Below are 23,900 nucleotides of genomic sequence, written 5' to 3'. Positions count from 1 at the left end.
CCCCCCCCCGGGCCGGGGCCCGGGCGGGCGGCGCGCCCCCCCCCCCCCGCCCCACGCCTCGACGCGCTGTTCGCGCGCTGGGCGCATGACGATACGCCGGGCTGTTCGATCGCGATCTCGCGAAACGGACAGCCGATCGCGATGCGAAGCTATGGCATGGCCAGCCTCGAACTCGGCGTTCCGGCCACCGTCGACAGCATCTACGAGGCGGGATCGGATTCGAAGCAGTTCACCGCCGCCGCGATCCTGATGCTGGTGCGCGAGGGCAAGATGTCGCTGGACGACGACATCCGCAAATATCTTCCCGAATTGCCCGCTTATGCCGCGCCGGTGACGATCGCGCACATGCTGCACCACACCAGCGGCCTGCGCGATTGGGGATCGGTCGCGGCGATCGAAGGATGGCCGCGCAATTCGCGCACCGCGAACAACGACGATGTGCTGAAAATCGCCGCGCGCCAGAGCGAGCTCAATTTCGCGCCGGGCAGCCATTATCTCTACAGCAACAGCAATTACAATCTGCTGGCGATCGTCGTCGACCGGGTCAGCGGGCAATCGCTCGCCGATTTCACCCGCGACCGCATCTTCGCGCCGCTCGGCATGACCAGCACGCGCTGGCGCGACGATCATGGCGACATCGTGCCCGGCCGCACCGGGGCCTATGAATATGAGGACGGCGTCTGGCGCAACGATCAGGTGATCGAGGATGCCTATGGCAACGGCGGTCTGCTCACCACCGTCGGCGATCTCGTCAAATGGCAGGCGGCGCTCGACAGCGATGCCTTCGGGCCGGGCTTCACCGCCCAGATGCAGCAGACGACGAAACTCAATGACGGCACGCCGATCGCCTATGCGCTCGCGCTGGTGAACCTCGATCATCGCGGCCAGCAGGAGGTCAGCCATTCGGGCTCGACCGGCGGCTATCGCGCCTGGATGGCGCGTTATCCGGCTCAGCGGCTCGCCGTGTCGCTGCTCTGCAATGCGGGCGATGCCGATACGCCGGTGCTTGGGCGCGCGGCCGCGGACATTTTCCTGCCGCCCGACAGCACCAAGCCTTATACACCGCGCGGTCTCGCGCCGGCCGGCCTCTATGCCGATAGCGTCAGCGGGGCGCCGCTACGCTTCGAGGCCGATGGCAAAGGCGGTCTGCAAGCCGACGGCCGCGCGCTCGTTCCGGTCGGCCCTGGGCGCTGGATACTGCGCGAGGATGTCTTCGCCTTCGGCGCGAAGGGGGCGCTGGTCCGCGAAACGCGCGAGGGCGAGAAGATACCCTATCGCAAGGTCGATGCGGTGACCGCGGTCGACCCGGTCCCCTATGCCGGGCGCTTCTGCTCGGCCGAAACCCGAACCTGCCTCAGCTTTCAGGCCCGCGATGGCCAGCTCGTCTACAGCGGTCCGCGCTGGGCCGACCAGATGCTGACGCCGGCCTATCGCGACGTGTTCACCGGCGCCGCGGCGCCGCGCGCCTCGCGCATCGTCGTCAAGTTCCAGCGCGACGCCGCGGGCGCCGTCACGACGCTCCGCTTTGGCGAGAGCCGCGCCTTCGACCTGCTTTTCACGCGAGCGGACTGACCGCCGATTTCATGCAACGCCATTCAAAAAGGGGAATATCCATGCGTAACGATCGGACCGGGCTGAAAGGCCTGTTGAGGAGCGGCAGCGCCGCGATGGGCCTGGTGCTCGCACTGGCCTATAGCGGCGCGGCGGCGGCGCAGGAGGCTGGCGACGAAGCCGACGCCGGGGATTCGGCGATCGTCGTCACCGGTTCGCGCATCGACCGCAAGGGCTTCGACGCGCCGACCCCGACCACCGTGGTCGGCGAATCCGAACTGGCGCAGGGCGCGCGTCCCAGCATCGCTCAGGTGCTGAACGACCTGCCGCAGTTCCGCGCGACCGTGTCGCCGAACAGCACCAACGCCAACACCAATTCCAGCACCTCGGCAATGGACCTTCGCGGCCTCGGCGCGACCCGCACGCTGACCTTGCTCAACAACCGCCGCTTCAACGGCGCGTCGGACCTCAACAGCATCCCGCAGGACATGGTGAAGCGGGTCGAGATCGTCACCGGCGGCGCGAGCGCGGCCTGGGGTTCGGGCGCGATCGGCGGCGTCGTCAACATCATCCTCGACGACAATCTGACCGGCCTGAAGCTTGGCGTCCAGAACGGCATATCGACGCGCGGCGACGGCTATCGCTACAGCATCAACGGCAGTTTCGGCACCGAATTCGCCGGCGGCCGCGGCCATTTCATGATCGGCGGCGAATATCAGAACGACAACGGCATTCTCAGCCGTAACGCGCGCAAGAATGTCGGCAGCGCCGACCTGTTCACGCCCGCGGGCAGCGACGAGCAGATCCTCGTGCGCGACGTCAATCCGGCCAACACGGGCCTCGACGGCCTGATCACCACCGGCGCGCTCAAGGGCATGACCTTCGCCGCCGACGGCTCGCTGCGCCCCTATCAATACGGCAGCATGATCAATCAGGACGGAACGCTGATGGTCGGCGGCGAAGGCCGCGGGATCGGCGACCAGAAGTCGCTCGCCAACCCCTATCAGCGCGTCAACGGCTATGCCCGCGCCAGCTTCGAGGTCGGCGATGCGACGTTCTGGATCGATGGCCTGTACAGCCGCATCTGGGCCAAATATCCCTTCTATGCCGAATATGGCAATTACACGCTGAAGGCCTCGAACCCCTATCTCGACGGCATCCGCAGCCAGCTCGGCGCGGGGGAGACGACGGTCAAGATCGGTCGCGTCTTCGAAGATTACGGCCTGCGAACCTTCGATTATTACCGCCAGAATGTCGAAGGCGGCATCGGTGTCGACGGCAGCTTCGCCGACGGCGCGTGGCGCTATTCGGCCTATTACAACCATGGCGAACTGCGCAACATGCAGAGCTATCACAACCAGATCGTCGGCTCGAAGATGACCGAGGCGCTCGATGCGGTCCGCGTCGGCGACAGCATCGTCTGCGCGGTCGCGCTGACCGACCCGAACACCGCGTGCCGCCCGCTCAACATTCTGGGCGCGGGCCGGGCCGATCCCGCCGCGATCGACTATGTGTTCGGCGACCTCGCCAAGGTCGTCTACACGACCAAGCTCGACAGCATGGGCGCCAGCCTGCGCGGCGACCTCTTCTCGACCTGGGCCGGCCCGGTCTCGGTCGCTTTCGGCGGCGAGGCGCGCTGGGAAAAGCAGGTGACGAACAGCATCGACCCGATTTCGACGGCGCGTGGTTTCAGCCGCTTCAACTTCTCGCCGCTCGACGGCGGGTTCAACGTGCAGGAAGGCTTCGGCGAAGTCGCGGTGCCGCTGCTCGACCAGCCGTTCAGCAAGCTCGATTTCAGCGCCGCCGCCCGCTACAGCCATTACAGCACCAGCGGCGGCATCTGGTCGTGGAAGCTCGGCGCCACCGACCGCATCCTCGACAATCTGCTGCTGCGCGTTTCGCGCTCGCGCGATATCCGTTCGGGCAGCCTTGCCGAACTGTTCACGACGCGCACGACCACCTTCTCGACGGTGTCCGAGAACGGCCAGTCGTACAGCGTCACGCGCTACGGCGGCGGCAACCCGAACCTGAAGCCGGAGGTCGGCAGCACGCTGACGCTCGGCGCGGTCTTTACCCCGACCTTCCTGCCGGGCTTTAACCTCGCGGTCGATTATTTCGACATCAAGCTGCGCGACGCGATCACCTCGCCGAACGCCCAGGACGTCATCACCGCGTGCGGCAACGGCAACCAGAACGCCTGCTCGCAGATCACGCGCGATGGTCAGGGCCGCCCGACCGAGATCAACTCGACCTATCTGAATCTGGCGCAATACAAGACGAGCGGCGTCGACATCGAGGCGAGCTATCAGCAGCCGGTCGGCGGCGGAACGCTTCGCCTGCGCGCACTGGCGACCTATGTGTCGAAGGTCGTGATCGACGACGGCATCTCGGTCATCGACCGCGCCGGCGACGTCGGCGACGTCACCTTCGGCACGCCGCACTGGCGGGGGACCGGCAGCGTTACCTACGGCAGCGATAACGCGAGCTTCACGGCGCGCGTCCGTTATGTCGGCGGCGGGGAGTATAACCATCTGCTGAACATCGCGAACAACGACACCTCGGCGCGCGTCTATGTCGATCTCAACGCGCAGGTGAATATCGACGAGCGCTTCACGCTCTTCGCCAACGTCAACAATCTGTTCGATCGCGATCCGCCGCTGAGCCCGGCCGGATCGATCCATTATGACTCGATCGGCAGCTATGTGACGGTCGGCGCCAAGCTTCGCCTCTGATCCCCCCAGGTCAGCGGTAAAGAAAAAGGCGGGCATCCTGCGATGCCCGCCTTTTTGCGCCGTCCAAAGGGACTCTTATTCACTGGTAACAATGATATGGAGTCGGCCGATCGGTTCGGATTTTCCCATTGCCTTCGTGTTCGAAGGAAGCAGGGGCATTCCCCGGATTCCGGTAACCCATGATCGCAAAATTGTTGCAAGGCCGTCATGCCGGCCGGGCGCGTTTCCTCAGCGTCCGTGGTGTCCGTCCGTGCCAGCGGCGTACGGCGCGCGAAAGGGCGCTGGTTTCGGAAAAGCGCAGCGTTTCGGCGATCTGTGCGACCGTCAGATCCGAATCGCGGAGATAGGCGAGGGCCAGATCGGCACGGACGGCATCGACGATAGCCGCGAAACTCGTTCCAGAGGCGGCGAGCCGCCGCTGGAGACTGCGTGTCGACAAGCGGAGCAGTCGAGCGGCCTCGCTGACAGCGAGCAGCCGTGAGGGGAGGCTCGCGCGTACCAGGCGCTCCGTATGGAAAGGTACGAGATCGGCGAGGGCCGGGCCGGGCCGGGCGATGCCCGGCGTCTGCCCCTGATCCCCGCCGGTGATGCGGATCGGATGTTTCAGCAGGCCCGCATCGAGCATCAGGGCGTTGCGGTCGCCGTTGAACAGCAGGTTCCGCCCGAACAGACGATCGTGCCACATCCTGTCGGACGGCGGGGCATGGCGGAACGCCATATACGCGGGGCGCCAGTTGGGAACGTGCCGCGCGATTTCCGCGATCAGGACGCTGAATCCCAGTTCGACGACATGACGATGCGAAGGATGGACATCGGCCGCCAGATCATAGGTCATCAGCCAATCGTCGGCCTCTTCGTTCAACGCGACGATCGCGCCCTGGGTGTGAAGCGGAAAAAAATCGACCAGATTGCGCACGAGATCGCCGACGTTCGCCGCGTTGCGGATCAGCGGCCCAAGCGGTCCGAAGAGGGTCATGTCCTGGCGCTGGCCGAGCTGGAGGCCGAACGAGGGACAATCGAGCCGGTCGGAGGCCAGATCGAGGAAACGCGGCACGGCCGCTGCTTCGATCGGCAGGTCGGGATCGGCAAGCAGTTCGGCGCGTAGCCCTGCGTCTGCCGCCAGCGCGCCGAAATCGCCGTGCAAGTCGGCGATAAGGCCGGCGGCGCCGGCCAGCGCGCCGCTGCGTATCCATTTGCTCATTGCCGCCTCCGCAGCGACGATTTGCAATTTGGCGCGCAAAGTCAACTTTGCGTTTGTGCACGCGGCTATAGGCCATGCAAGAGAGAGGTCGAGGAGGGGCGACGCCCGGTCTCCTGCGTGGTTGAGACGTTCGCCGCGCGGGAGACCGGTGCGGCCCATCACGCGAAACGCAGCGCGCAGACCGCGGGGGAGGGCAGACATGGCATCGATCGGGCGCAAGGGGGGATCCATAGCGATGCTGGCGGCATCATTGTTTGCCGTGACGGTGCTGGCGCAACCGGCGGCGGCTCCGGCTCCCGCGGTCGACCGCACGGTCCTGCCGATCGCCGAGCCCGAGCGTCCGCACCTGAGTGTGCTCGACGTGCGCGACGCCACCCCGCCCGCGCTGGCGCTTCCGGTGCAGGCGCCCGCGCGGGCGCCCAATATCCTGATCATCCTGCTCGACGACATGGGCTTTGGTCAATCGAGCGCGTTTGGCGGCCCCGTCCATATGCCCGCGCTCGAAAGCCTCGCGGCGCGGGGCAACCGCTACAATAATTTCCACACCACCGCGCTCTGTTCGCCGACGCGCGCCGCGCTGTTGACCGGACGCAATCATCATAATGTCGAGACCGGCTCGATTATGGAAAGCGCCACGGTGTTTCCCGGCGACACCGGACGCCAGCCGAGCAGCGCGGCCTCGATCGCCGAAGTGCTGCGCCTCAACGGCTATGCCACCGGCGCGTTCGGCAAGTGGCACCAGACCCCGGCGGCCGACGTCAGCGCGGTGGGCCCGTTCGGCCGCTGGCCGACGGGGGCGGGCTTCGACAAATTCTACGGCTTCGTGGCCGGCGAGACGAACCAATGGTCGCCGACCATCTATGACGGGACGAGCCAGGTCGAGCCGCCGCGCACGCCCGGCTATCATTTCCTGACCGACATGACCGACCGCTCGATCGGCTGGCTGCGTTCGATTTCCGCGCTGGCACCGGATAAGCCCTTCTTCCTCTATTACGCGCCCGGCGCGACCCATGCCCCGCACCATGTCGCGCCCGAGTGGAGCGCGCGCTATCGCGGCAAGTTCGACGCGGGCTGGGACGCGATGCGCGAGCAGACGCTGGCGCGGCAGATCGCGCTCGGCGTGGTGCCCAAGGGCACGGCGCTGGCACCCCGGCCCAACGACATTCGCGCCTGGGACGCGCTGTCGGCGGACGAGAAAAGGCTGTTCGCGCGCCAGATGGAGGTGTTCGCCGGGTTCGCCGAGATGACCGATCACGAAGCCGGGCGGTTGATCGATACCCTCAAGCAACTCGGCCGTTTCGACAACACGCTGATCTTCTACGTCGTCGGCGACAATGGTGCGAGCGCCGAGGGCGGCGCGGTCGGCCTCGTCAACGAGAACAGCTATTTCAACGGCGTTCCGGAGCCGGTCGAAGAGCAGCTGAAGCAGATCGACCAGCTTGGCGGCCCATCCACCTATAATCATTATGCCTCGGGCTGGGCCTTCGCCGGCGATGCGCCGTTCAGCTGGACCAAGCAGGTCGCGTCCGACTTCGGGGGGACGCGTAACGGGCTCGTCGTGTCGTGGCCGGGCCATCTCGGCATGCCCGGTCTGCGGACGCAATTCCATCATGTCATCGACATCGTGCCGACCATGCTGGAAGCGGCCGGGCTGCCCGCGCCGGTCAGCGTCAACGGGGTCCGGCAGATCCCGCTCGACGGTGTCAGCATGGAATATAGCTTCGCCGATCCGAAGGCGGCGGATCGTCACACCACCCAATATTTCGAGATGTTCGGCAATCGCGCGCTCTATCAGGGCGGCTGGCTGGCGCGCACCATCCATCTGGAGCCGTGGGCGCAAAAGCCGCGCGCGCCGCTCGCCGAGGATATCTGGGAATTGTTCGACACGCGGCGCGACTTCAGCCTCGCCCACGATGTCGCCGCGCAATATCCCGAGCGGTTGAAGGCGATGCAGCAAGCCTTCCTCGCCGAGGCGGTCAAATATCATGTCCTGCCGCTCGACGACCGGCGGCTGGAGCGGCTCAACGCCGCGCTGGTCGGGCGCCCCGACCTGATGGCCGGACGCACCAGCCTGACACTCTATCCCGGCATGACGGCGATGAGCGAAAACACCTTCCTCAACATCAAGAACCGCTCGTTCGCGATCACCGCCGATCTGGCGGCTGGCGAGGGCGGCACGGCCAATGGCGCGATCGTCGCGCAGGGCGGCCGGTTCGGCGGCTGGAGCCTCTATCTCAAGGATGGCAAGCCCGCTTTCACCTATAATTTCCTGGGCAGGCGCCGCTTTACCATCGCCGCGCCGGATGCGCTGCCGGCGGGCGCCACGACGCTGCGGTTCGCGTTCGCCTATGACGGCGGCAAGCTCGGCGCGGGCGGCACCGGACGGCTGTCCGCCGACGGCAAGCTGCTGGCCGAGGGGCGCATCGATATGACGCAGCCGATCATGTTTTCGGCCGACGATGGCGCTGACGTCGGCACCGACACCGCGACCCCGGTGATCGAGGATTACGGCGCCGCCGGTCCGGCCTTCACCGGCACGATCCGCGCGGTGACGATCGACATCGCGCCGCTGATGCAGGCGGCCCCGCCGCCAGCCGCACATTGACGATTTTCAGGAGAGCAATGCCATGGCGACGATGAGCTTCGAGAATGTGGATACTGCGCTGATCGACCATGAGGCGCTGCCTTGGGTGCCGTTCACACCCTATACGCCGGACGTGCATCTCAAGCTGCTGAAGGCCGATCCTGTGCGCGGTGAGACGATCACCTTGCTCAAGGCGCCCGCATCGATGCAACTGCCGCGCCACCACCATAGCGGCACGGTGATCGTCTATACGATCAAGGGAGCATGGCGCTATAAGGAGCACGACTGGGTCGCGCAGCCGGGCAGCGTCGTGTTCGAGACCGCCGCCAGCGCCCACACCCCCGTCGCAGTCGAGAGTCATGGCGACGAAGTCATCACGCTCAACATCACCATGGGCGATCTTCTTTATACCGACGACGCCGGCCAGGTTATCGCCATCGAAAACTGGCGCACGCTGGTCGATCGCTATCTCGCCTATTGCGAGGCGCAGGGCATCGAGGCGCAAGACGTCACCAGCTTCGCCGCCTGACGGCTATGCGCTTAGCTGGCTGACCGATCACGGGCGCGGCGTCGGGCATGCCCAGCAGCTTGTTCTTCCGGGCACGTCCCCGAACGTCCGAAAAATGCCCGATTTACGCCTTTTCCTGCCCTTCGATGAAACGGAGAAGATCCTCGGCGCCTGCTCCGACATAGAGTGATCGCTCTTCGGCGGACAGGATGCCGTCTGCGGCGAGTTCCGAGCAAATCTGGTCGAGCCGGGTCAGCATCAAACGAGCGCGCACGCGTTCGGCTTTCCCGGACAGGGCGGTGCGGAAGCCGCCGACGCCTGCGCTGCCCAGCGTGTCGATCAATCGGTCGCCGTCGTCGCGAAGCCGCTGCCTGAAGCTGGGTTCGAACGTCGCGAGCTGGATGACGAGCGACGTGACATAGCCATGCTCGACATAAATTTGGGCGAGGCGGCGGAGCCAGTCTTCAAGGCCGGGCCGGTCGGGCGGGCTCATCGACGACAGTTCGCTGTAAAGACCCTGCCAGTCGCCCTCGATCGAATCGTAAATGGCGAGCGCAAGCGACAGCTTCGAATCGAAATAGCTATAGAAAGTGGCCCGGCTGACCCCTGCCGCGGCGATCAACTCGTCGATCGTCGCGAACACATAGGGGGTGGCGGAAAAGACGGAGGCCGCACCCGCCAGGATCGCGGCGCGGGTCCGTTCCTTGCGCTGTTGCTGGAAACCGTTCCGCCCGCCCGCGCGCAGGCCCCTGGGGCGAGAGGGTTTGACCGTGCTCATGCGTCACGCCCTATGGCATTCCGCGCGATCGGGGAATGGGAATGATCTCGCCCGCGGTGCCGCTGCTTCCGTCGCGACGGCATCAGGCGGCGGGATCGATCAATATCTTGCAATCGGCCGATGGTTTGCGAAGCGCGCCGAAGGCGGCGGGCAGGTCGTCGAAACCAATGGTGCGCGTATGCAGCGGCTCGGGGTCGGCGCGGCCGGCGGCGATCGCCCCGATGACCGCTTCGAAATCGCGCTCGGTATAGCATTGACTGAACCGCAGGGAGACCTCCGTGGCAAGCCCGGTGATCGGCTTGATGGTATCGTCCTGAAAGCAGGCGCCGGCCACGACGACGCGGCCGCGGATAGCGGCGAGGTCGATGCATTGCTGGATCAACCCCGGCGCGCCGACGCATTCGAAGATGACCGGCGGCGCGCGGCCCGCAAGCGCGGAGAAAGCCGCTGCGACCGGCCCGGCGCCGGGATCGATCGCCGCGCTGGCACCGGCTGCCAGCGCGAGCGCGCGGCGATCGGCGAAGCGTTCGCTGACGACGACGCTGCGCGCGCCCGCGAGCCGCGCGAACAGCGCCACGGCGACGCCGATCGGCCCGGCGCCGATCACGAGCACATCGTCGGCGGCGCCGAGATCGGCCATCGCGACCGCATGATGCGCGACCGCGAGCGGTTCGACCATCGCGCCCTCGTCGAAGCCGACCCCGGCGGGCAGGCGCTGCAGCATCGCGGCGCGGGCGACGACATATTGGGCATAGGCGCCTTGCGCGAGCGGCGAGGTGCCGGTGAAGATGCCGGTGCGGCAGAGGCCGGGAAGCCCTTCGTCGCAGGCGTCGCACTGCGAACAGACATGAAGCGGCAGCGCGGTCACCCGGTCGCCAGCCGCCCAGCCGTGCACCCCGGCGCCGCATTCGACGATCGTTCCGGCGAACTCATGGCCGAAGATCGTGCCTGCGGGCGCAAAGCCATATTCGGCCATATGCAGGTCGGACCCGCATATGCCCGCGCGCGCGACCGCGATCACCACCTCGCCGGCCTTCGGACGCGGGTCGGCGACCCGTTCGATGGTCAGCGGCCGGTCCGCTCCGTGATAGACGGCCGCGCGCATCAGCCCGCTGCCCCATAAGCGGCATAGACCTCGCCGATCGAAGGATTGCGGCGCAGCGTCTGCCCGCCGCTGACGTGGATGGTCTGACCGGTGATGAAGGAGGCTTCCGCGCTTGCCAGCCACAGCGCCGCATTGGCGACGTCGGCACAGCGCGTACTCCGCCCGAGCGGCACCTCGCGCCGGTAGAGCGAGGCGACGCTGTCCAGCATCAGCCCGCCGCCCGACATCGGCGCATCGACGACGCCTCCCGGCGCGATCGAATTGGCGCGGATGCCCTGATGGCCGAATTCGTGCGCGATGCAGCGAACGACATGGTCGATCCCCGCCTTGGTCCCCATATAGGCGGCGTGGTCGTCGAACATGATCGTCGCGGTGACCGACGAGATCTGGATGATCGATCCGCCTGCCGGCATCGCCGCGACGAGCGCCTGAAAGAAGCGGAAGGGGCCGGTAAACTGCACCGCGTTCATCGCGTCGAGGTCTTCGCGCGTCATGGCGAGGAAGGGCTTGAGCAATCCCCAGCCGGTCGCGTTGACCCCGATGTCGAGTCCGCCCTGGCGCGCCGCGGTGTCCGCGACGAGCCGTTCGGGATCGCCGTCCACGGTGATGTCGCACGCTTGCCAGTCGGCGCCGATCGCTTCCGCCACCTCGGTGAGCGCGTCGGCGCGGCGGCCCGCGATGGTGACGCGCGCGCCTTCTTCGATATAGCGCCGTGCGATCGCCTCGCCGACATTGCCGGGGGCGACCCCCAGTATGAGCGCCGATTTGCCGGTCAGCCGTCTGTTCGTCATGTCATTGCTCTCCGAGGTCGATCACCGTTACCGGGTCGCTGCCGTCCCAGCCGCGCGTCGCGGCGATTCCGGCGGCCACCATCTCGCGCATTCCGGCGCCCTCGATGAATTCGTACAGGACGCCGGTATCGCCCTCGACCTCCAGATAGGCGACGCGGGTCGAGGGGTTCGACGCTGTGAACACCACCGACAGTCCCCGCGCGGCCGCGCTTGCCACCGCGGCGTCGAGGTCGTCGACGATCCACGCCATATGATGCATCCCGCAAAGCGGGGCGCCGCTTTCATCGCGATAGGGGGAGGGGGCGTCGCCGACCGGCTGGATCAGTTCGATCTGCATATCGCCCTGATAGGCAAGGGCGACGTCGATCGTGACGTGAGTCGGTTGCCCCCGAAAACGTCCATCGAGCGCCACCCCTCGAAAAACCGTCCACGGGCCAAGGCCCAGTGCGCGCATCCGGCCGGACAGCGACCGATCGAGGTCTGCGACCACAAAACCGAGCTGGTCGATCGCCCCGAATATTGCATCCGCCATCCGCACGCGCCTCCTCCCTTGCGTCGCCGCAATCCCCTGGCGACCGGCGGTAAAATATATTGAACTGATAGTCCGGTCAATTGGTTCGATTTATGACCGACGGCGCTGATTTTGCAGGCGGCAAATCGCTCGGGAACCGGAAGGCTGTCCTTTTCGGCGCGTGCGGCTATTCGCCACATGGGTGAACAGTGTAGTTCCGATGGTGCGCTTTATCGCCACGGAAGGTTGGTTATCGTCCCGCTCCGTAATCGGGCCAAGCAGGAAGAAGCCCGGATATTGGCGGCTCGGAAGAGGCTGCTGCTGGAGAGGGAGGAATTATGGCATTTCGGAACGCTGCCTTTGGGGCGGTCATGGCCGCGACGGCGTTGAGTTCATCGGTCGTGATGGCGCAGGAAGCATCCGAAGGCGCGGCGGCGAACAGCGCAGCGTCCGGCGAGGGCGAAATCGTCGTCACGGCGCAGCGCCGCGAAGAGCGGCTGGTCGATGTGCCGATCTCGGTCTCGGCGGTCAGCAGCGCCGCGATCGACCGTGCGCAGGTTCGCACCGTGACGGACATCGCGACGATCGTCCCGAACATCCAGATCAACGAAACCATCGGCAACAGCTATGGTCCGCTGATCACCATCCGCGGTCTGTCGCCGTCGGCCGACACCAGCCTCGCCCGCGACCAGCCGGTGGGTCTCTATATCGATGGCGTGCCGATCGGAAAGTCGACCGGCGCCGCCTTCGACACGGTCGATCTGGAACGCGTCGAGGTGCTGCGCGGGCCGCAGGGCACGCTCTATGGCAAGAATACGATCGGCGGCGCGGTCAACCTGATCACCCGCAAGCCGAGCGGCGAGTTCGGCGGGCAATATCTGGCGGGCGCCGGAAGCTGGGGGCAGTTCAACCAGCGGATTTCGGTCGACCTGCCCGAGGTCGCCGGTTTCAGCGCCAAGGTCGGCGTGATCACCAAACTCGACGGCGGCTATTACCGCAATTCGCTGCGCAAGGAGAATTTCGGCGAGGAAGAATTGTGGGCGGCGCGGGCCGACCTTCTGTGGCGCCCGTCGGACAGCTTCAGCGCGCTCTACAGCTATGATATTTCGGACAGCAAGGGCACCCCGAACCAGCTTGCCGCCACCGCGGTCACCGGATCGGGCCAGACTGCATTCCTCAACGCCCTGATGAAACCCTATGTCGTCACCGGGCGAACGCGCGAGATCGGGGCGCAAAGTGCGCTGCGCAGCGATTATCGCACCAACGGCCATGCGCTGACGCTCGAATGGCAGCCGGGTCTCGGCGACCTGACGCTCAAGTCGATCACCGCGCGGCGAACCGCCGTGACCCGGTCGGCAAGCGATTTCGACGGCACGCCGCTCGACCTGCTGCGCATCATCCTCGACAATGATTACAAGCAGTTTACGCAGGAGTTCCAGGCGATCGGGACCGTCGGCGACTTCAAATACACGCTCGGCGCCTTCTATCTCGACGATGATTATTCCGTCTATAATCCGCGCTGGAACTTTCAGTTCGGCGGCAACGCCTTCGACATCAGCGAACGCGGCGGCCATTCGAAATCCTATGCCGGCTACGGCCAGCTTGCGTGGACGCCGCGCGCGCTTGATGAGCGCCTGACGGCGTCGGTCGGACTTCGTTACACGCGCGAATCCAAGCAGGCCTATGAGTTGCTGCTGTCCAATTCCGCCTATCGAACCGATCCGGCCTCGCCCGGATCGGGGGTGTTCCTGCGCGATAAGGACGGCAATCCGATCACCCGCAGCGGCGGTCCCGCCGCGGGGGCACGGCCGGGTTCCGGCGGGATCGGCTACACCGATCTGACCCCGCTCGAAAATTCGGGTGTCTGGAAGCGATTCAATCCCGAATTCAACATCCTCTACAAGTTCCGGCCCGATTTCTCGGTCTATGCGCGCGTCGCGACGGGCTTCAAGAGCGGCGGCATCAACGACACGGCGGCGACCAACAGCGCCTTCATGACGGCCTATAACCCGGAAAAGCTGACGTCGTTCGAACTCGGTATGAAATATGCCGGCCTCGGCAATGCGCTCAACCTGAGCGCCGCCGTCTATCATTCGATTTACAAGGATTTTCAGGCCGGCGTGTTCGTCCCGTCGCTGGTGACGACGAACATCATCAACGCGGGCGAAGCGAAATTTACGGGCTTCGAGGTCGAGGGGACGCTGCGCCCGGTCGACGGGCTGACCTTCAACTTCGGCGGCGGCTATGTCGATGCGCGCTACACCGACTTCGTCCTGCCCGACGGCACCGACGTCACCAAGACCTATGTTCTCTCGCGCGTGCCCAAATGGAACTACCAGATCGGCGCGCTCTATCGTCACGATGTCGGCGGCGCGCGGCTCGAGACCAGCCTCAACTATAGCTGGCGGAGCAGCCAGTTCTCGTCGATCACCCCCGATCCGCTGGCCAAGATGCCGTCCTACGGCCTGCTCGACGGGCGCATCGCGCTCGCCGGAATCGCGCTGGGCGGCGGCACGACCGCCGAGGTCGCGCTGTGGGGCAAGAATCTGACCGACAAGGAATATCTGGTCAGCGCGATCAACCTCAGCATCCTGACGCTCAGCCAGTTCGGCGATCCGCGGAGCTTCGGCGGAGAGCTGCGCATTCGCTTCTGATCGGGGCGGTTCGATGTCGGCGCTGTCCTCCCCGTCGTTCGCCGGGTCGCGGTGGGTGCTGCCCTTTCTGGGGGGCGTCACCTTCCTGACCGCGATCGGCAATCTCGGCCTCGTGTCGGTGATGCCGGCGATCGGGCGGATGCTGCATATCCCCGATTTCCTCGTCGCCGGTATCTTCTCGGTCTCGGCGCTGACCTGGGCGATCAGTTCGCCCTTCTGGGTGTCGCGGATCGAGCGGGCCGGGGCCGCCTTTTACATCCGCGCCGGGCTGGTCGGCTTCCTGCTGTCGATGGGCGGCTGCGCGCTGTCGGTCGAGCTTGGCCTGACCGGCCTGCTGCCGCCGCTCGCGACCTTTGGCTGCTTCGCTGTCCTGCGCTCGGTCTATGGCCTGCTCGGGTCGGCGGCGGCGACCGCGACGCAGGCATTCGTCGCGGCGCGGACCGAGGGCGAGCAGCGGACGCAGGCGATCACGGGACTCGCCGGCGCGCTCAGCCTGGGGACGATCGTCGGCCCCGCGATCGCGCCCGCGATGATGGTCGATCCGCTGGGCCCCCTGGGGCCGATGCTCGGTTTCGCGTTGTTCGGGCTGCTGGCGCTCGGGGGAAGCTATATATTTCTTCCGGCCATTTCACCGGGAGCGGCCGCGGTGCCCGGCGGTCCGCTCGGCGATGCGCTCGGTGATTCTGGCGCGCCCTCGCTCACCGAGGTGTGGCGGCGGAGGGCGATCGGCCGCAATCTCAATTTCGGGCTGCTTCTCTGTTCGGCGCAGGCGATCAACCTCTATACGATCGGCTTCGTCATCATCGATCGCACGCCGCCGGCGGCGTTGACCGCGCAGCAGATGATCGGCCTCGCGATGACGAGCGGCGCGATCGCCGCGCTGCTCGCCCAATGGGGGCTCGTGCGGCTGCTGTCGCTGTCGCCCGCCGCGATGATGCGTGTCGGCGCCGGGCTGGCTTGCGTCGGCAATATTGCGGCCATGCTCGATGGCGGCATCTGGGCGGCGGTCTCGGGCTTTGTGCTGGCGAGCTTCGGTTACGGCCTCGCGCGACCGGGCTTCAGCGCGGCGGCGTCGCTCGCAGGGACGGCGCGGGAGCAGGTCGGCATCGCGTCGGCGATCACGCTGATTGCCGGCGCATCGATCACCCTGCCGCCGATCGCCGCGTCGATGGCGTATCAGCTTTGGCTCCCTGCTCCGTTCGCGATCGCGGTGGCGATCTGCGGCGGGCTGTTGCTTGCCAGCCTGCGTCCGGCCCCCATCCGGCTCGAACATTGTTCATGACGAGCGATAGTGCGTTGCCGCCGGGCCGCTTTTTCGCGCGCGCGAAGCGCATAATGTCGGATCATCGTCATGCGCTCTGCCTGACCTGCGCGAGCGGTCGGGCAGGGCGCCTTTGGAATGAATGAAGCGGAGAGGAATCATGGATCGTTATCTTGTCATTTCGTCGGACGGCCATGTCGGCCTCCCGCCCGAGCAATATCGCGATTATCTCGAATCGAAATATCATCAGCAGTTCGACGAGACCGTCCAGCTCGAGATCAAGGCGCGCGAAGAGCATGAGAAGCGCTTCCTGATCGACGATTTCAACAACAAGTGGCGCGCGCGCGTCGGCGACGGGCTCGAGGGCGCGTGGGACGGCACGATCCGCAACCGCGTGCTCGATCAGGACGGCGTCGCGGCCGAAGTGCTCTTCCCCGACGGCATCACCGAACGCAACGCGCCGCCGTTCGGCGCCGACATCGGGCTGCGGCCGTCCGCCGCGCGCGCCGAGCTGCAATGGGCGGGCGCCCGCGCGCACAACCGCTGGCTCGCCGAATTCTGCCAGGACGATCCGCACCGGCGCATCGGCCTTGCGGTGATCCCGGCGCTCTACGATCTCGACGAAACCGCGAAGGAGATCGAATGGGCGCGCAAGAACGGGCTGAAGGGCGTGTTTTTCCCGGCGATCACCGAGGGGTATGACCTCTACAACCACACCAAATACCACCGCATCTGGGCGATGCTCCAGGACCTGAACATGCCGCTCCATTTCCACTCGGGCGGGGCGCCGGCCTATGACACGACCCAGCCCGGCTGGATCGGCACCTATTTGTGCGAATTCGCCTTCTGGATGACGCGGCCGCTCTGGTCGATGACCTTTGGCGGGGTGTTCGAGGAATATCAGAATCTCAAGGTCTGCTTCACCGAGGCCGGCGGCGAATTCTGGTTCCCCTGGGTGATGCAGCTGATGGACATCCGCGCTTCGGCCAAGCACACGAGCGGCAAGCTCGGTGACTATTATGCCAATATGAGCATGAAGCCGAGCGAGTATTTCGCGCGCAACGTCTGGGTCGGCTGTTCGGCGCTGCCCGACGAGGAAACGACGCAGGCCTATTACGACATCGGCGTCGACCGCATCCTGTGGGGCACCGACTATCCGCACCCCGAAGGCACCTGGCCGAGCACGCTCGAAAAGATGACGATCAGCCTTGGCGGCCTGCCCGACGACGATATCCAGGCGATGCTCGGGATCAACGCGCTCGACGTCTATGACGTCGATGCCGACGCGCTGTGGAAGGTCGCGGGCGAAATCGGCCCGCGCCGCGAATTGTTCGTCAAACAGGCGGCGGAATGAGCGAGACAAGCCCTTCCCCTTGGGGGAGGGGCGTATAGCCGATTGCATTCGGGCGCCTGCTTGATAGCATCCCGGCCTTTTGGGATGGGCTGATGTCGAGCTGGCGCGGAATCGAGGAATTTCTGGCGGTTGTCGAGCAGGGCAGTTTTACGGCGGCGGGCGATCATCTGGGGGTTTCCAAATCCTATGTCAGCAAGACGGTGCATGAGCTTGAGGAACGGCTGGGGGTCCAACTGCTCCTTCGCACCACGCGCCGTCTTTCGCTGACCGGCGCGGGCGAGAGTTTCCATCGCGAGTGCGCCGACCTGCAGATGCGCCTCGGCGAAGTCGAAAAGCAGGTCGGCCGCTACAGCACCGAGCCGGTCGGGCGATTGCGGGTGGGCCTCAGCGACATCTTCGGCTCCGATTTCATGTCGTCGCTGCTCGCCGAATTCAGCATCGAGCATCCGGGCATCGTGATCGAGCCGATCGCCTATCTCAACGAGAATGAGATCGTCCAGGAGCGTTTCGACGTCGTCATCCGCTATGGCGTCCTGCCCAATTCCAACCTGCGCGCGCGCACCTTCGGCTATCTGTCCTATTGCCTGTGCGCCGCGCCTCAATATGTCGCGGCGCGCGGCTGGCCGCAGGCGCCGCAGGATCTGCTCGACCATGACTGCCTGACCGATCTCAGCGCGACGATGAGCTTCAACGACGACGTCAGCATCAAGGTCAATGCGCGCTGGATGAGCAACAGCGGCATCTCGCTGCGCAGCGCCGCGCGCCGGGGACTCGGCATCGCGAGTCTGCCGGTCAGCATCGTCCGTCAGGATCTCGCCAGCGGCGGAATGCTCGCGCTCGACGCCGAATGGTCCTTTTACGACCGCAAATGCTGGGTCGTCTATTCGCCGGGGATCATGTCGGTCGCGACGCGCGCCTTCATCGACTATCTGGTTCGCCAATTCTCGCGCGTGAAGGTCCGCCCCTCGATGGCGGCGTCGCTCGCGGCGCGATATTGAGGCCCCTTCATTGTTCGCCAGCACGCACAAACTGTGCGCCATTTGGGTCTTACCTCCGGCGCTGCAGGCGATACACTCGTCCCACAAGAGCCGCCCGGCAAGGACGGCCATCCGGGAGACTGACGTTGCCAAAGGTTGAACGCTTTCCGATGCCCATCCCCTATGGCTGGTTCGGGGTCGGCTATGGCGCCGAGCTGAAGCAGGGCGATGTCCGGCCGGTCCATTATTTCGGGCGCGACCTCGTGCTGTTCCGCAACGAGAACGGCGAGGCGGGGCTGCTCGATGCCTATTGCCCGCATCTCGGCGCGCATATGGGGCATGGCGGACAGGTCGAGGGCGACAGCCTGCGCTGCCCCTTTCACCATTGGGCGTTCCGCCCCGACGGCTTCTGCAGCGCGATCCCCTATGCCAAGGCCTTTCCGCCGCGCGCCAAGCGCGAGCCGCTCGCCAAATCCTATCCGGTCGCCGAAAAGAGCGGGGTCATCTGGGCCTGGTATCATCCCGACGACGCCGCGCCGATGTTCGACGTCATCGATTATCCCGAATTCACCGACCCGGCCTTTGCCGAGCCGGTCAAGCGCGAATGGCGCTTTGCCAGCAATCCGCAGGAAATTGCCGAAAACGGCGTCGACGTCGCGCATTTCGCCTATGTCCATGCGATGGACGCGGTGCCCGAGGGCGAGACCGATTATGACGGCGTCCGGCGGCGCAGCGTCGCGCGCGGCCACCGGACGATCGACCTGCCGTCGGGCGAGCGCAAGCAGCTCCCCTATTCGGTGGAAACCGTCCAGAACGGGGCGGGGCAGAAGTTCACGCGGCTGAGCGGGCTCGTCGAGCTGTCACTGCTGGTGATCGCGACGCCGGTCGAGGCCGACGACGTCGAACTGCGCTTCTGCTTCACGCACCCGAAGGTCGAGCCGGGGTCGCCGCAGGAAAAGGCGATCGAGGCGGCGATCGAGAATACGTGTGGGCAAAAGGGCGTCGAGGGCGACATTCCGATCTGGCACAACAAGATCCACCGCGCGCGGCCGTATCTCTGCGATGGCGATGGCCCGATCCTGCGTTTCCGCCGCTATTTCGAGCAATTTTATGCCGACGGCCCCGACGGCAGCCGCCTGATCGAAGCGGCCGAATAACACCCCTTTTTCCGTTCGATGCGGATCGATCCGCTAACCGCGCCCGCGGGCGCCATTGGGAGAATATTGCGATGTCCAGATTGCGTTATGTCCAGGGACCCGTCGAAACCCGCGCGCCGGGAATGCTCAAGAATACCGTCTATGGCATCCGTGCCACCTACGAAACCGATCCCGAGGTGATCGCGGCGCTGCTGCCGCAGCCGCTGGTCGCGGTCGAGCGGCCCGAAATCTGGCTGCAGATGGTCCATGTCGCGATGCATGTGACCGAAACCGACACCGTCGAGATCGGCGCGCTGACCGTCGGCGTCAATTGCACGCACGAGGGCGCGCCGGGGGCTTATTGCTTCCACATGGCGATGGAGGGCGAAACCGTCGTCACCTCGGGCCGCGAGCGCTTCGGCGAGCCGAAGAAAATCGCCGAGACGCATTTCGAGCGAAACGGCGATCATCTGCGCGCGACCTGTTCGCGCCACGGCATCGCCTATTTCGAGATCGAGGGCACGATCGGCGAGGCGGTCGACGCGCCGCTGGCGTTCGAGGAGCATCTTTTCTGCTATAAGGGCATGCCGTCGATCGACACGCCGGGCCAGTTCGACGGCGATGTCTTCCTCACCCGCCTCAACTGGCAGCGCAACTACAGCGGCCGCCGCGCGATGACGGGGACGATCACGCTCCGTGAATCGCCCTATGATCCGCTCGCCGACATCCCGGTCCGCCGTCTTGTCGACATGGAATATGTCGAGGGCGGCACCGCGACCGGCGGGACGCTGCTGCGCAAGGTGCCTGGCGAATGGATCGCGCCGCATTGGGTCGGCCGCCACGACGACCCGCGCAACACCGGCCTCGACGTCGGCGCGCGGAAGGCCGCCTGATGCGGGACTTTTCGGGCCGGGTGGCGGTCGTCACCGGCGGAGCGAGCGGGGTCGGCAAATGTCTGTGCGCCGACCTCGCCCGCGCCGGCGCGCATGTCGTGATCGCCGATATCGATCCGGGGCGGCTCGAGGCGGTGCGCGCGGAGATCGACGCGCTGGGTAGCGGCGAGGTGCTCGCTATCGCCTGCGACGTCACCAAGGAGGCGTCGGTGCGGTCGCTCGCCGACCAGGTGTTCGCGCATTTCGATACGGTGCACCTGCTCTTCAACAACGCCGGCGTCGGCCTCGGCGAGGCGCAGCGCAAGATCTGGGCTTTGCCGCTCAGCGACTGGCGCTGGGGGATCGACGTCAACGTCCTCGGCGTCGTCCACGGCATCGCCGCCTTCGTGCCGCGGATGATCGAGGCGGGGCAGGAGGGCGTGGTGATCAACACCAGCTCGACCAACGGCGGGCTGCGTTCGCTGCCCAACACGCCGATCTATGCCGCGACCAAGGCGGCGGTCACCAGCATCTCCGAAGTGCTGCACCAGCAGCTCCTGCGCGAGGGTGGAAAGCTGCGCGCCGCCGTTCTTTTCCCCGGCCCGCACACGGTCAACACCGCGATCATGGCCTCGGGCGAGGTCCGTCCGGCGGACTATGTCGAGAATGAAGCGCAGACGAAGGTCGCCTATCGCACGATGGAGGATCTGGTCCGCACCACCGGGCTCAAGCTCAAGCTGACCGAACCCGCGGAGGTTTCGGCCTTCGCGCTGGACGGGCTGCGCGCCGAGCGCTTCTGGCTGCTGCCGGAGAGCGAAGAAAATGATGTGCTGATCGCGGCGCGCACCGAACAGATATTGGCGCGGCGGGACCCGCCTTCGGCATGGTGAGCGCCGCGGCGTCCGCGCCCGACGCGCCAGCGGCGGACGCCGCCCCCTCTCGCGGCGTCTATCGCTGGCTCGTCGTCGCGATCCTGTTCGCCGGCTATTGCTTCAGCGCGATCGACGCGCGCGTCCTGACGCTGATGGTCGAACCGATCCAGAAGGATCTCGGCCTCAGCGATTTCGAGATCAGCCTGCTGCAGGGCTTTGCCTTTTCGTTGCTCTACAGCGTTGCGGCGCTGCCGATCGGGCGTTTCGTCGATCGCACGAAGCGGCGGGCGACGCTGATCGTCTGGGGCGTGCTGTTCTGGTCGCTGATGACCGCGACGTGCGGTTTCACCAGCAGCTTCATCGGCCTGTTCCTCGCCCGCGTCGGCGTCGGCGTCGGCGAGGCGACGCTCAGCCCGACCGCCTATTCGCTGATCAGCGACTATTTCGAGCGCCGCCGCCGCGCGCTGGCGATCAGCTTCTATGCGATCGGCTATCCGATCGGTGGCGGGCTTGCGCTGCTGTTCGGGGGCTGGCTGCTCGGCCACTTCACCGGGGCGGGGGGATGGACGCTGCCGTTCCTGGGCACTTTCGCACCGTGGCAGGCGGTGTTCCTCTGCGCCGCGGCGCCGGGGCTGATCGTCGCCGCGCTGATGCTGACGATCCGCGAACCCGCGCGGCAGGAGGTTGCGGCGGACATTTCGGCGAAGAGCAGCCTTCGCGAAGGCTTCGACTATATCGCGCAGCGCTGGACCTTGTTCGGCTCGCTGATCGGGTCGCTCAGCCTGATCGCGCTGCTTGCGATCGGCACCGCGCTGTGGTTCCCGACCTTCCTCATGCGCAGCTATGGCATGACCCCCGCCGAGGTCGGCCTGTCCTATGGGCTGGTGATGCTCGTCTGCGGCACCGTCGGCACCTTGTCGGGCGGCTGGCTCGCGGGGCGGCTGATGCAGAGCGGGCGCGCCGACGCGAACATGCGCGTCGTGCTGATCGCCACCGTGCTGAAGGGGGTGCCGATCATCGTCGCGCCGCTGATGCCGACCGCGTTTCTGTCGCTGACGATGATGGCGATCGGCACGCTGATCGGACAGGCGTCGCAGGGCGTGATGCTGACCGCGATCCAGGACGTCACGCCGAACCAGCTCCGCGGCCAGGTCACCGCGATTTCGCTTCTGTGCGTCAACCTGATCGGGACGGGCCTGGGGGCAAGCGTCATCGCCGCGATCACCGATTTCGGCTTCGGCGACCAGGCCGCGCTCGGCTATTCGATCGCGATCGCCGGCGCCGCCGTTCTCCCGCTCATCATCGTGCTGCTGCTGGTGGCGCTGCCGCACTACCGGCGCGCGGTCGAAGGCTGATTCGCCGATACGAAATGGTCCGTTTGAGTGATGTTCGCGCCGCCGCGGCTGCCTAGGAGGGCAGGCGAGAATAATCAGGCGGAGTGGACAGCGTGCAGCGCAATCTGGATTTGCGATATGTCGTCATCGGGGCGGGCATGTCGGGGATATTGGCGAGCATCCGGCTGCGCGAGGCGGGCTATCGCCACGTCACGCTGCTCGAAAAGGCGCATACGATCGGCGGCACCTGGCGCGAGAATCGCTATCCGGGGCTCAATTGCGACGTTCCCGCCCACGCCTATACCTACAGCTTCGCGCCCAATGCCGAATGGAGCAGCTATCTGGCGCCCGGCCCCGAAATCCAGGATTATTTCGAGGATGTGACCGATCGCTTCGGCCTGCGCGAGATCGCGCATTTCGGGCAGGAGGTCGACAGCTGCACCTATGCGGACGGCGTGTGGACCGTCACCACCAAGGCGGGCATGACCGTCGAGGCCGACGTCGTGATCACCGCGACCGGCGTCCTCCACCACCCGCGAATGCCCGAGATCGAGGGGCTGGACAGCTTTGCCGGCACCGTCGCGCACAGCGCGCGCTGGGACGAATCGACCCCGCTCGACGGGCGGCGGATCGGCGTGATCGGCAGCGGCTCGACGGGAGTGCAGCTGGTCTCGGCGCTTGCCGGGCGCGCGGCCAGGCTCGGCCATTTTCAGCGCTCGCCGCAATGGATCATGCCGATGCCGAACACGCCCTATACGGAGGAACAGCGCGAAGCCTTCCGCCGCGACCCGGCGCTGATCGACGCGGTGCGCTACGATCCCGACTATCAGGCGAACGTGCTGCGCTTCACCGCGGGCATCATCAAGCCCGACAGCGAAGAGATGCATATCATCGAGACGATCGTGCACGACAATCTGGAACAAAGCGTCGCCGACCCGGTGCTGCGCGAACGGTTGCGCCCCAATTACCGCGCGGCGTGCAAGCGGCTGATCTTCTCGCCCGACTATTATCAGGTCGTCCAGCAGCACGGCGTCGATATCGTGATCGAGGGGATCGAGCGCATCGAGCCGCAGGGTATCCGCACCAGCGACGGGGTGCTGCACGAACTCGACCTGATCATCCTCGCGACCGGCTTCCATGCCGACCGCTTCATCCGCCCGGCGGTAGTGACCGGGCGCGGCGGCGCGTCGCTCGACGATATGTGGCGCGACCATGCGACCGCCTATAACGCGATCTCGCTCCCCGATTTTCCGAACTTCTTCTTTTTGAACGGGCCGACGGGGCCGGTCGGCAATTTCTCGCTGATCGACGTCGCCGAGCGCTAGTGGGGCTATATCGAGCAATTGCTCGACAAGGTGGCGACCGGCGAATGCGCCGAAATCTGCGTTACGCGCGACGCGATGGCGGGTTATGACCGGGCGCGCACCGCAGCCGCGCAGGGCACGATCTTCGCCTCGGGCTGTTCGAGCTGGTATCTCGGCAAGGACGGGGTGCCGATGACCTGGCCGTGGAGCTACGGCCATTTCGCCGAGGTGATGGCAAAGCCCGATTTCGACGATTTCGAGATGGTGGGGGCGAAACAGCCGGCTTGAATTGGCTTATTAACGGTCGTCATCACGGGAAAGATACGGGGGCCAGAAATACAGCGCCCGGCAGATTGAGGGCCGATGCAGTACCGG

Annotated in this window: 19 protein-coding genes; 14 read left to right on the top strand and 5 right to left on the bottom strand. The window is 65.9% G+C overall.

Annotated features, from left to right (window positions below; all coding sequences use genetic code 11):
* On the top strand, window positions 1–1,572 hold a 1,572-nt coding region (locus tag OJI97_RS18065; protein ID WP_297665801.1), incomplete at its 5' end, for a serine hydrolase.
* Between the two features lie 41 nt (window positions 1,573–1,613).
* Window positions 1,614–4,283, top strand: coding sequence for a TonB-dependent siderophore receptor (locus OJI97_RS18060; protein ID WP_297665799.1), 2,670 nt, complete (start codon window positions 1,614–1,616; stop codon window positions 4,281–4,283).
* Between the two features lie 205 nt (window positions 4,284–4,488).
* On the opposite strand, the gene OJI97_RS18055 is transcribed toward OJI97_RS18060, so the two are convergent.
* Window positions 4,489–5,484, bottom strand: coding sequence for an AraC family transcriptional regulator (locus OJI97_RS18055; protein ID WP_297665797.1), 996 nt, complete (start codon window positions 5,482–5,484; stop codon window positions 4,489–4,491).
* A gap of 235 nt (window positions 5,485–5,719) precedes the next feature.
* On the opposite strand from OJI97_RS18055, the gene OJI97_RS18050 reads away from it, so the two are divergent.
* Window positions 5,720–8,089 carry an arylsulfatase gene (locus tag OJI97_RS18050; protein WP_297665795.1) on the top strand — a complete coding sequence of 790 codons (2,370 nt, stop codon included), beginning with the start codon at window positions 5,720–5,722 and terminating at the stop codon, window positions 8,087–8,089.
* A 22-nt stretch (window positions 8,090–8,111) separates the two neighbouring features.
* Window positions 8,112–8,597: a 2,4'-dihydroxyacetophenone dioxygenase family protein gene (locus OJI97_RS18045; protein WP_297665793.1), complete on the top strand. Its 486-nt coding sequence runs from the start codon at window positions 8,112–8,114 to the stop codon at window positions 8,595–8,597.
* A gap of 103 nt (window positions 8,598–8,700) precedes the next feature.
* Here OJI97_RS18045 and OJI97_RS18040 read toward each other — a convergent pair whose 3' ends face one another.
* From OJI97_RS18040 to OJI97_RS18025, 4 genes are all read right to left on the bottom strand, one after another.
* Entirely contained in the window at window positions 8,701–9,354 is a 654-nt protein-coding gene (locus OJI97_RS18040; RefSeq protein ID WP_297665792.1) for a TetR/AcrR family transcriptional regulator, read from the bottom strand.
* Window positions 9,355–9,436: 82 nt separating this feature from the next.
* Window positions 9,437–10,459: an alcohol dehydrogenase catalytic domain-containing protein gene (locus tag OJI97_RS18035; RefSeq protein WP_297665791.1), complete on the bottom strand. Its 1,023-nt coding sequence runs from the start codon at window positions 10,457–10,459 to the stop codon at window positions 9,437–9,439.
* Window positions 10,459–11,250: an SDR family NAD(P)-dependent oxidoreductase gene (locus OJI97_RS18030; protein WP_297665789.1), complete on the bottom strand. Its 792-nt coding sequence runs from the start codon at window positions 11,248–11,250 to the stop codon at window positions 10,459–10,461. The genes OJI97_RS18035 and OJI97_RS18030 overlap by 1 nt, the downstream gene beginning before the upstream one ends.
* A 1-nt stretch (window position 11,251) precedes the next feature.
* On the bottom strand, window positions 11,252–11,782 hold the full coding sequence (locus tag OJI97_RS18025; protein WP_297665787.1) for a VOC family protein: 531 nt from the start codon (window positions 11,780–11,782) through the stop codon (window positions 11,252–11,254).
* A 317-nt stretch (window positions 11,783–12,099) separates the two neighbouring features.
* On the opposite strand from OJI97_RS18025, the gene OJI97_RS18020 reads away from it, so the two are divergent.
* The 10 genes from OJI97_RS18020 to OJI97_RS19055 all read left to right on the top strand — a co-directional run bounded on the left by OJI97_RS18020 (window position 12,100) and on the right by OJI97_RS19055 (window position 23,813).
* The gene (locus tag OJI97_RS18020) at window positions 12,100–14,415 is read left to right on the top strand and encodes a TonB-dependent receptor (RefSeq protein ID WP_297665786.1); all 2,316 of its coding nucleotides are present in this window, start codon (window positions 12,100–12,102) and stop codon (window positions 14,413–14,415) included.
* Window positions 14,416–14,428: 13 nt separating this feature from the next.
* Entirely contained in the window at window positions 14,429–15,697 is a 1,269-nt protein-coding gene (locus OJI97_RS18015; RefSeq protein WP_297665784.1) for an MFS transporter, read from the top strand.
* 139 nt (window positions 15,698–15,836) lie between these two features.
* Window positions 15,837–17,030 (top strand): amidohydrolase family protein, encoded by a 1,194-nt coding sequence (locus tag OJI97_RS18010; RefSeq protein WP_297665782.1) that lies wholly within the window; start codon window positions 15,837–15,839, stop codon window positions 17,028–17,030.
* 92 nt (window positions 17,031–17,122) lie between these two features.
* Entirely contained in the window at window positions 17,123–18,028 is a 906-nt protein-coding gene (locus tag OJI97_RS18005; protein ID WP_297665780.1) for a LysR family transcriptional regulator, read from the top strand.
* A 149-nt stretch (window positions 18,029–18,177) separates the two neighbouring features.
* Window positions 18,178–19,164 carry a Rieske 2Fe-2S domain-containing protein gene (locus OJI97_RS18000; RefSeq protein ID WP_297665779.1) on the top strand — a complete coding sequence of 329 codons (987 nt, stop codon included), beginning with the start codon at window positions 18,178–18,180 and terminating at the stop codon, window positions 19,162–19,164.
* A 71-nt stretch (window positions 19,165–19,235) separates the two neighbouring features.
* Window positions 19,236–20,036, top strand: a complete 801-nt coding sequence (locus tag OJI97_RS17995) for an acetoacetate decarboxylase family protein (protein ID WP_297665778.1) — start codon at window positions 19,236–19,238, stop codon at window positions 20,034–20,036.
* Window positions 20,036–20,905, top strand: a complete 870-nt coding sequence (locus tag OJI97_RS17990; protein ID WP_297665777.1) for an SDR family NAD(P)-dependent oxidoreductase — start codon at window positions 20,036–20,038, stop codon at window positions 20,903–20,905. The genes OJI97_RS17995 and OJI97_RS17990 overlap by 1 nt, the downstream gene beginning before the upstream one ends.
* Window positions 20,899–22,242 (top strand): MFS transporter, encoded by a 1,344-nt coding sequence (locus tag OJI97_RS17985; protein WP_297665775.1) that lies wholly within the window; start codon window positions 20,899–20,901, stop codon window positions 22,240–22,242. The genes OJI97_RS17990 and OJI97_RS17985 overlap by 7 nt, the downstream gene beginning before the upstream one ends.
* 92 nt (window positions 22,243–22,334) lie before the next feature.
* The gene (locus tag OJI97_RS17980; RefSeq protein WP_367184790.1) at window positions 22,335–23,546 is read left to right on the top strand and encodes a flavin-containing monooxygenase; all 1,212 of its coding nucleotides are present in this window, start codon (window positions 22,335–22,337) and stop codon (window positions 23,544–23,546) included.
* A gap of 18 nt (window positions 23,547–23,564) precedes the next feature.
* Window positions 23,565–23,813 (top strand): hypothetical protein, encoded by a 249-nt coding sequence (locus OJI97_RS19055; protein WP_367184789.1) that lies wholly within the window; start codon window positions 23,565–23,567, stop codon window positions 23,811–23,813.
* Window positions 23,814–23,900: the final 87 nt, after the last annotated feature.

The organism is Sphingopyxis sp. (assembly GCF_025869345.1).
Lineage (GTDB): Bacteria > Pseudomonadota > Alphaproteobacteria > Sphingomonadales > Sphingomonadaceae > Sphingopyxis.
Note: the sequence above shows the minus strand (reverse complement) of the source record. Positions and strands in the feature narration are given on the sequence as shown.

Coding starts and splice junctions, on each gene's coding strand:
- OJI97_RS18000 (WP_297665779.1), top strand. CDS start 18,178: ATGCCCATCCCCTATGGCTGGTTCGGGGTCGGCTATGGCGCCGAGCTG.
- OJI97_RS18060 (WP_297665799.1), top strand. CDS start 1,614: ATGCGTAACGATCGGACCGGGCTGAAAGGCCTGTTGAGGAGCGGCAGC.
- OJI97_RS17995 (WP_297665778.1), top strand. CDS start 19,236: ATGTCCAGATTGCGTTATGTCCAGGGACCCGTCGAAACCCGCGCGCCG.
- OJI97_RS17990 (WP_297665777.1), top strand. CDS start 20,036: ATGCGGGACTTTTCGGGCCGGGTGGCGGTCGTCACCGGCGGAGCGAGC.
- OJI97_RS18005 (WP_297665780.1), top strand. CDS start 17,123: ATGTCGAGCTGGCGCGGAATCGAGGAATTTCTGGCGGTTGTCGAGCAG.
- OJI97_RS18055 (WP_297665797.1), bottom strand. CDS start 5,484: ATGAGCAAATGGATACGCAGCGGCGCGCTGGCCGGCGCCGCCGGCCTT.
- OJI97_RS18040 (WP_297665792.1), bottom strand. CDS start 9,354: ATGAGCACGGTCAAACCCTCTCGCCCCAGGGGCCTGCGCGCGGGCGGG.
- OJI97_RS18050 (WP_297665795.1), top strand. CDS start 5,720: ATGCTGGCGGCATCATTGTTTGCCGTGACGGTGCTGGCGCAACCGGCG.
- OJI97_RS18030 (WP_297665789.1), bottom strand. CDS start 11,250: ATGACGAACAGACGGCTGACCGGCAAATCGGCGCTCATACTGGGGGTC.
- OJI97_RS18015 (WP_297665784.1), top strand. CDS start 14,429: ATGTCGGCGCTGTCCTCCCCGTCGTTCGCCGGGTCGCGGTGGGTGCTG.
- OJI97_RS18045 (WP_297665793.1), top strand. CDS start 8,112: ATGGCGACGATGAGCTTCGAGAATGTGGATACTGCGCTGATCGACCAT.
- OJI97_RS18025 (WP_297665787.1), bottom strand. CDS start 11,782: ATGGCGGATGCAATATTCGGGGCGATCGACCAGCTCGGTTTTGTGGTC.
- OJI97_RS18020 (WP_297665786.1), top strand. CDS start 12,100: ATGGCATTTCGGAACGCTGCCTTTGGGGCGGTCATGGCCGCGACGGCG.
- OJI97_RS18010 (WP_297665782.1), top strand. CDS start 15,837: ATGGATCGTTATCTTGTCATTTCGTCGGACGGCCATGTCGGCCTCCCG.
- OJI97_RS18035 (WP_297665791.1), bottom strand. CDS start 10,459: ATGCGCGCGGCCGTCTATCACGGAGCGGACCGGCCGCTGACCATCGAA.
- OJI97_RS17985 (WP_297665775.1), top strand. CDS start 20,899: ATGGTGAGCGCCGCGGCGTCCGCGCCCGACGCGCCAGCGGCGGACGCC.